The sequence below is a fragment of the Kribbella sp. NPDC051770 genome (assembly GCF_040681455.1).
In the GTDB taxonomy this organism is placed as follows: Bacteria; Actinomycetota; Actinomycetes; order Propionibacteriales; family Kribbellaceae; genus Kribbella.
This window is the reverse complement of sequence record NZ_JBFAYT010000011.1, coordinates 279,422-287,157: the sequence shown is the minus strand read 5'-3', so window position 1 is coordinate 287,157 and position 7,736 is coordinate 279,422. Positions and strand designations below refer to the sequence as shown.

General features: G+C 70.5%; 7 protein-coding genes. 5 read left to right on the top strand and 2 right to left on the bottom strand.

Annotated elements, in window-relative coordinates; genetic code table 11:
• The 3 genes from AB0M01_RS31635 to AB0M01_RS31625 form a co-directional block, all read left to right on the top strand.
• The coding region (locus AB0M01_RS31635) for a hypothetical protein (RefSeq protein ID WP_363675999.1) at nucleotides 1–2,373 on the top strand (2,373 nt) is incomplete at its 5' end.
• Between the two features lie 33 nt (nucleotides 2,374–2,406).
• Complete coding sequence (locus AB0M01_RS31630) at nucleotides 2,407–3,366, top strand: hypothetical protein (protein ID WP_363675997.1); 960 nt, start codon at nucleotides 2,407–2,409, stop codon at nucleotides 3,364–3,366.
• Nucleotides 3,367–3,494: 128 nt separating this feature from the next.
• Nucleotides 3,495–4,379: a winged helix-turn-helix domain-containing protein gene (locus tag AB0M01_RS31625; RefSeq protein WP_363675995.1), complete on the top strand. Its 885-nt coding sequence runs from the start codon at nucleotides 3,495–3,497 to the stop codon at nucleotides 4,377–4,379.
• A 4-nt stretch (nucleotides 4,380–4,383) separates the two neighbouring features.
• On the opposite strand, the gene AB0M01_RS31620 is transcribed toward AB0M01_RS31625, so the two are convergent.
• Complete coding sequence (locus tag AB0M01_RS31620; RefSeq protein WP_363675993.1) at nucleotides 4,384–5,673, bottom strand: MFS transporter; 1,290 nt, start codon at nucleotides 5,671–5,673, stop codon at nucleotides 4,384–4,386.
• A 160-nt stretch (nucleotides 5,674–5,833) separates the two neighbouring features.
• Between AB0M01_RS31620 and AB0M01_RS31615 the strand changes: the two genes are divergently transcribed.
• Nucleotides 5,834–6,634: a hypothetical protein gene (locus tag AB0M01_RS31615; RefSeq protein WP_363675991.1), complete on the top strand. Its 801-nt coding sequence runs from the start codon at nucleotides 5,834–5,836 to the stop codon at nucleotides 6,632–6,634.
• On the opposite strand, the gene AB0M01_RS31610 is transcribed toward AB0M01_RS31615, so the two are convergent.
• The gene (locus tag AB0M01_RS31610) at nucleotides 6,631–6,966 is read right to left on the bottom strand and encodes a sterol carrier family protein (RefSeq protein WP_363675989.1); all 336 of its coding nucleotides are present in this window, start codon (nucleotides 6,964–6,966) and stop codon (nucleotides 6,631–6,633) included. The two genes, AB0M01_RS31615 and AB0M01_RS31610, sit on opposite strands and share 4 nt — an antisense overlap.
• Nucleotides 6,967–7,051: 85 nt before the next feature.
• Between AB0M01_RS31610 and AB0M01_RS31605 the strand changes: the two genes are divergently transcribed.
• Nucleotides 7,052–7,672, top strand: coding sequence for a hypothetical protein (locus AB0M01_RS31605; RefSeq protein ID WP_363675987.1), 621 nt, complete (start codon nucleotides 7,052–7,054; stop codon nucleotides 7,670–7,672).
• The last annotated feature ends 64 nt before the right edge of the window (nucleotides 7,673–7,736 follow it).

The window sequence follows — 7,736 nt, the reverse complement described above, 5'->3', positions numbered from 1 at the left end:
ACCCCCGCCCGGGCGGCGACCGCGGCCGAGGATGCCGCGGAGCACGCCGGCAACGCAGCCAACGCGGCAGCGCTGGCGAGGGAGCACGCACAGGCGGCGGAGGCCGCGGCCGTCGCCGCACAGACCGCGGCCGAGCAGGCGGGCGCGATCTACACCGCGGCGCGCGAGGCCGACCGGGCCCGCCTGGAGGTGGCGCACGAGCAGGGGCTGGAGGCTGCCCGTGAGGCAGCGCGAATCATCCAGACCGACGGTCTGGACGTGCCGTCGTACGACCAACCGCAGGCCGACTGGCACACCCCGGCGGTGAACACCGCGCTCGCTGTGATCGCGAACCCGGGCACATCGCGCGAGGTGGCGGTGGCGAAGGGACGCGAGGTGGCGCTGGCCCTGGTCCGGATGCCCGGAACCTGGACCAGCGAGGCGGCGCGCGACGCCCTGGCCGGCAACGACGAGCAGCTCCTGACCTTCGTCCGTGGCGGCCTGGCCGAGGCGGAGGGGATGGACGATCGCACCACGCTGGCCGGGCTGGGCAGTACCGGGACACCGGCCATGCAGGCGGCGATCAAGTCCGCCGCACGCGGTACCGATGTCGAGGTCGCCGCCTTCCTGCGCAACGTGACCTACCCCGAACGCATCGACGAGGACACGCTGGCCGTGAACCGGATCCTTGCGGCGGCCCGGAAGAACGGCGACCAGCACACCGTCGACGCGGCGACACACGTCCTCGACGACGGTTCCGCGCTCCCGTTGCGGGAGTTCGTCAAGACCGGTCAGCACGCGGCCCGGGAGGCCGACGAGGAGATCAAGGTCAACCAGGTACTGGCCCGTGCCCCGGAAGGCAGCGAACTGCGGATCGCGGCCGACATCGCGCTGCAGGGACCGCGCGCCTTCCGGACCAAGTTCATCGAGCAGGGGCAGTACCAGGCGGCGTTACGGGACCACGACACCGCGGCGCACGAGGAGGCCGTCGCATCCCTGGTGACCCAGGCGGAGGAAGCGGCAACCCGTGCCCTGGAGAACTCGATGCGGGCCTGGCAGTCCGCCGCGCTGGCGGCCGGTGCGGCCGCGGAAGCGGCCGAGCATGCCGCCGCTGCCGAACAGGCGGCGCTCGACGCAGGTGCTCATGCCGCGGCAGCGGTCGCGGCGGCAAGCCGTGCGCAGGCCTCGGCGACCCAAGCGGCGGCCTCGGCGCGGACGGCGATCAGCGCCGCCGCGTCCGCTCACCGGTCCGCGGAGTCCGCGGCCCAGTCGGCGACCTGGGCACGCATCTCCCTGTCCAAGGCGCAGCGGTTCGCGAACCAGGCGATCGACAGCGCGAACGACGCCCGGCGGCTCGCCGAGGAGGCAGGCCGCAGTGTCGTCGAGGCGGCGGCGGAGTACGACCGGGCTCTCGGCGCGGCCTACCGGCTGATGACCGACGAGCTGATCTCCGAGGCGGAGAAGGCGACAGCGACGTGCCGCAACCCCCTGCTGCCCGGCGAGTTCACACCTCAGGGGTACAACCTGGACTGCCTGAAGGACATCGCGGACAACACGGTCGAACTCGTCGAGGACGGCTTCGACCCGAGTCAGCTGGCCTACAAGCAAGGGGTCTTCTGCGAGAACCTGTACGGGCGCGGCGGTCCGCTGTTCGACCGTTGCCTGGCGCACGTACTGAGCCCGACCTTCGAGACCGACGTGCTGACCGACGGGATCGGTGACCTTCTCGACACCATCCACGCGATGGTCGCGGCCCTCAGCTCCGTCCTGGAAAGCGTCGCCGTCTGGCGGCTCTGCAAGGGTCCGTGCAAGAAGCTCTACCGAATCCTGACCGACGACGTGCTGGAGTACGACACCTTCTCCGAGTGGTTGTTCTGGAGACAGGTCGAGGCGCGCGAGGAGAGCATCTCGGTCTCGCAGTGGCGAGACCTCGCGATCGGCAACTGGAACATGGTCCAGTGGTACTTCGAGAACAGCTGCTTCGCCCCGCCCTCGGGGATGCGCATCGCCGCTGCCCCGAAGTACCACCAGTGCGCGACGCAGAAGGCGAGGGCCGCGCTGTCGCAGGCCGGGTGGACTCCGCGGGTCTACGACGTCGGCGGCGGATTCACGGCCAGTCTCTCGATCGAGCGCATGGTGCACGTCATGACCCGGCACATGTGGCAGTACTTCGGTACCGACACCAAGGCGACCCAGACGTACTTCGCGCCGACCGACTCGATCGCCAGCGTGACCGGGTACCTCGACCGCGTCGTACGCCAGAATGCTCTCGGTATCCGTGACTACCTGAACGGAACCCGGAGCAGCTCACAGTTCACGTTGGTGATCGACGGCTACACCTATGTGCTGGGCATGCGCCGGGACGGCTCGATCGGGCAGTTCTACCGGAAGTGACCGACCGGGCGGATGAAGTCTCGACGATTGGTGGTGAGCGTCCACGTGGCTGACGCGCGACTGACGCTCGCGGGCGTGCTGCAAGCCCCGGCGGGTCACGGGACGCTCGTGGCGGTCGGCATGGGACCGGACGGGCCGGCCGCGGTGTGGTCGAGCCCGTCCGGGGCCGCCGACATCCTGGGCCGGCAGACGAGCCCGGACGGTGCGTCGTACCCGGCGACCAGGACGGCGACGTCTCCGTCCGCTGTCCTGGTGCGCCATGCCGCGGACGGCTCGGTGCTGCCAGTGGTGACTGTCGTCGACCGGTTCCCGCTGGCGCACCCGCTGGTGCAGCCGATGCCGGGCGGTGGCTATCTGGTCGTGGGGGCACGCTGCCGATGGACCGACGGCACGCCGGAGCACAACGCGTTCGTGTACTCCGCCGACGGCACCGTCGAGCGGACCGGAACGCTCGGCGACGGCGTGGAGCATCTTCAGCTGGATGGCGAAGGGAGGATCTGGGCCGGCTACTCCGACGAAGGGGTGTTCGGCGCGTTCGGGTGGAACGGTCCAGGACCTCGACCGCTCGGAGCAGCAGGGATCGTCCAATGGTCCGGACGGTTCGAGAAGCAGTGGGAGTCACCGCCGGACGACGTGTGGATCGACGCCTGCTACGCACTGAACGTCTCCGGGGACGCCGTGCTGGCCTGCACGTACGCAGACTTTCCGGTGCTGCGGATCCGGCGCGGTGAGGTCGAGGTGAGCACGGCCGGCGCGCACGGCCCGAACGGGATCGTGTCCTCGGGCGACTCCGTCGGCCTGATCGGAAGCTACGACGATCCAGGGCACGTCCTGGTCGGGCGGCTGGCGGAGGGGCGGCTGGAGTCGCCGCGGACGTGGAGCCTGAGCATGCCCGACGGCAGCGCGGTGCCCCCGGTCCGCGTCATCTGCCGCGGGCCGGTCGCGAACTTCTTCGTGGGGACTTCATGGTTGCGGTTCACCCTCGCCGGGTGACCGCCGATCAGAGGCGTGCTGTCGCGTCCGGCCGGATCTGACAGCGCTTTGAAAGCGCCTGCGGGTGGAATGTGTGGTGGCGCCGGGCTCCGGTGCCACCACACGTTTGCGTGCACCGGAGGCTGCCGATGCTGCGGATCCACTTCACCTCGGAAGATCTGATGCGGGTCCGGCTCGCTCCCGGAGCGGACCCGTGGTGGGAGGCGATGCTGAGCGCTCGCCAGATCGATCTGCTCGGTGGGCCGTTGGTGTACGACGAGTGGCGGTCGCAGGTGCGGTCGGCGTTGTGCTCGGAGGCGCGTGAGTACCTGCGCGTCGCGCCGTCGGGGAGGCTGGGCCTTCGTACGTCCGCCGGTGGTGGCGCCGATCTGATCGAGGGGCGGGACGCGGCGCTGCGGGCCTATCACGAGCAGGCGATCGCGCCGTACTGGAGTGTGTTGCGCCGCGAGGTCGACGCCGACATCGCAACCCGGGCACGGATCCTCACCAGCGCCGGTACGGCGGCTCTGCTGGCGTCGACGCATCCGTCGATCACGTGGCGGGAGCCGGTGCTGAGCATCGACTCCAGTGTGGAGCGAGACGTGTACCTGGCGGGCCGGGGGCTGACGGTGCAGCCGGCCTTCTTCTGCTGGCGTTCGCCTCTCGCGCTGTCCGGTCCGGGGTTCGCACCGGTGCTCGTGTGTCCGATTCCGCATCGGATGTCGTCGCTGCGGTCGTCCGGCACCGACGAGCACGAGCGGGCGCTCGCCGCGCTGCTGGGCCGGACGCGCGGAGCCGTGCTGGTCGCGCTCACGTACGGCGCGAGCACGAGCGAACTGGCGAGACAGCTCGGCGTCTCCAGGCCGTCAGCCTCCGAGCATGTCGGCGTACTGCGCGAAGCCGGCCTGGTCACGTCGCGACGGGAACGGACCAGCGTGTGGCACACGCTGACCCCGCTCGGCCATGCCGTGCTGGATGCCGGTACGGCGCCGCCGGACGCCGGTCAGCGTTCGCGTGTCCGGGCGCGGGCCTGACCCACTAGCCCGCGGCGCCGCGCAGCTCTCGTTCTCGAACAGCGTGCTCGTCCGTGCGGGCGTCGTACCGCCAGAAGTCCTTCAGCCAGGCGGCAGTGCCGATCACGCCGGCCACGCAGAGGATGCCGCCGCTGACGATCGACGTCCGCACCGACGTCAGGTCGGCCACCAGGCCGGAGCGGGACTGGCCGCCCAGCGGGCCGAGGGAGTACGAGAGCATCTCGATCCCGGCCAGGCGGCCGCGCATCTCGTCGGGGATGGTCTGGTTCCAGATCACCGCGCGGAACAGGCCGGAGATCATGTCGGCCCCGCCCGCGACGGCGAAGAACGCGATCGCGAACCAGATGTTCGGCGCCAGCCCGGCGATGCCGACCGACGCACCCCAGGTGATGGTCGCGAGCACCACCGCGCGGCCGTGGTGGTGGACGCGGCGGGCCCAGCCGCTGGTCAGCGTCGCGAGCATCGCGCCGACCGCCTCGGCGCTGTAGAGGAGACCGAGCAGTTTCGGTTCCTTCAGCACCTCGGTCGCGAACGCCGGGAAGAGCACGATCGGCATCGCCAGGAACATGCCGACCATGTCCACGGCGTAGGTCCCGAGCAGGTCGCGGCGCCGTACGGCGTACTTGATGCCGTCGCCGATCGCGCGCAGGCTCGGTGGCGTGCTGTGCTCGCTCGGCTTGTACGAGCCGAGCATCGCGAACAGCCCGGTCGCCACCACGAGCCCGGCCAGCTCCACCGCGAACGCCCAGGTCACGCCGGCCGTGCCGACCAGTACGCCGCCGAGCGCGGGCCCGGCGAGCTGGCCGACCTGGAGCGTCAGCGAGTTGAGCGTGACCGCGGCCGGCATGTCCTCGTGCCGGACGACGCGCGGGAACAGCGCCTCGCGCGACGGGCGCTGCAGCGACGACGCGATCGCGTTCAGCGCGCCGGCGACGTAGATCACCCAGACCTGCGGGCTGGCCAGCAGCGTGTTCGCGAGCAGGACGGCGCAGATCACCACCTGCGCGATCCCGGTCAGGATCAGCATCTTGCGCCGGTCGACGTGGTCGGCCAGCGCGCCGCCGTACAGGCCGAAGATCACCAGCGGGGCGATCGTCACCAGGCCCATCGCACCGACCGCGAAGTTCGAGCCGGTCAGCTGGTAGAGCTGGAACGGCAGCGCGACGTACCCGACCATGCCGCCGAGGAAGAAGACCGAGCCCGAGATCACCAGGATCCGGAAGTCGCGGGACGCCCGCCACGGGGTCAGATCGACTTTCAGGCGGGCCAGGCGCTCGCGGAAACTAGGTGCCACTGGCACATAGTGGCACCCGGTCGCGCGCCTCGACGAACCCTTTACCGCTCTACCGTCGGCTCTGGACGCGGTCTGGACCGGAACCGATCCGCCGCGTCCGGCGTCAACTACGACGGCGCGGGGGACGGCCCGGCGCCCGGAGCACACGACGGAGAACCAGATGATCTCGACCACGACGGTCCGCACCCGGGCCATCGCCCTCGTCGCCGCGGGCGCGGCCGCACTCGGTACGGCGCTGCTCGCGCCGGTCGCCGCGGACGCGAGCGTGACGACCGCCACCGCACCGGCGGCGGTACAGAGCGGGGTGCCGTACACGCTGAAGCCCGGGGAGATCCTGCGACCGGGGCAGTACCGCCGCTCGTGGAACAACAAGTACCTGTTCATCATGCAGAAGGACGGCAACGCGGTCCTCTACCAGGGCAAGACCGCCCTGTGGGCCAGCGGCACCAACGTCAAGGGCGCCTCCATCTCGCTGCAGCGCGACGGCAACCTGGTCGTCTTCCTGAGCACCCGGGCGCTCTGGACGAGCAGCACGTACGGCAAGAAGCCGTCCGGCCTCCAGGTCCAGGACGACGGCAACCTGGTGATGTACGACACCGCCAAGCACGCCTACTGGTCACGCTGGACGGTCATCGAAACCCTGAACCCCGGCCGCACCCTGAAGACCGGCCAGCTGCTCTACTCCCGCAACGGCATGTACCGCCTGCAGATGCAGTCCGACGGCAACCTGGTCCTGGTCAAGGCCGGCAAGACCCCCCTGTGGTCCAGCAAGACCAACAAGAAGGGCGCCTTCGCCATCATGCAAACCGACGGCAACCTGGTCGTCTACGTCGGCAAGACCCCCCTCTGGTCCAGCCGCACGAACAAGAAGAGCTCCATCCTCCAGATGCAGGGCGACGGCAACCTGGTCATCTACTCCGGCAAGACCCCGGTCTGGTCTACCCGCACCAGCGGTCGCTAGGACTCGAGCAGCGGTAGGAGCGCACTGAGGTCGGTGCGCTCCCCGCTGGCTCTGAGGCGGCCGCTGTCGCGGGCTTCGGGCCACTCGATGCGGCCGAGGGCGAGGTCGATCCAGAGGTCTGGCGGCATCTCTACGACGGCGCCTGGAGTGCCGCGGGTGTGGCGCGGGCCCTCGATGCACTGCACTGCGCCGTACGGCGGGACGCGGACCTCGACCGCGTGGCCTGGGGCCTTGGCCACCAGGAGTTTCAGCAACTGTTTGACCAGAAGTTTCAGGTCGGACCGGTCCGCTTCACCGGCGAGGTAGCGGCGTACCGCGGCATCGAGCTCCACGACGGGTCAGCGTAGCCGCGGTTTCACTGACGCCCCCTTCGTGGTCGATAATCGAGGGCGACGACAAAGGGATGCGGAGGTCCGGATGCTCACGCCCAGGCACCAGGCGCTGCTGGCGACGCTGGCCGGGATGACCGTCGGTGTCGCCGTGTTCGGCACCGTGCTGGCAGTCAACAGCGCGACGGGGGACGACTCCGCGCAGACCGTCGTCACCAGTCCCACGCCGACGCCTTCGCCGAGTGTGGGTGACGGGCTCCGGCCGGACGCGTTGCAGTTCGTCGCGGAGACGTTCGGGAGCGAGCGGTCGCCGGTGACCGCCGAGGTTCCCGCGGGCTGGAAGAGTACCCAGAGCGGCACGAGGCCCCGGTACGTCGACCCGACCGGCGTCTGGCAGGTCCGGTTCGACGCGCGCGGCAGCAAGCAGACGCCGACGGCGCTGCTCTCGGCGCGGCAGGGCAGCATCGACGAGCCGGACTACAAGGTGCTGAGCACCGAGAACGCGACGCTGGTCTACACGTACACGGACAAGGCACGCGGGCCGCGGATGGGGTTGTCGCGCTGGATCTCCGCGGGTGACAGCGGGCGGTCGGCGATGGAGATCACCGTCGGCGGCCGTCCCCAGGACGAGGCCGGGCTGCGCGCGGTGCTGGAGCACGCGACCGAGACCCTGCAGCTGCCTGCGGGCGGCGACGACCGCCCGAGCTAGCCGAGGGCGGCGAGCCTTCCCGACGCAGCGAGGACGGCGGCCCGCCCGGCTCAGCGCCGTACCG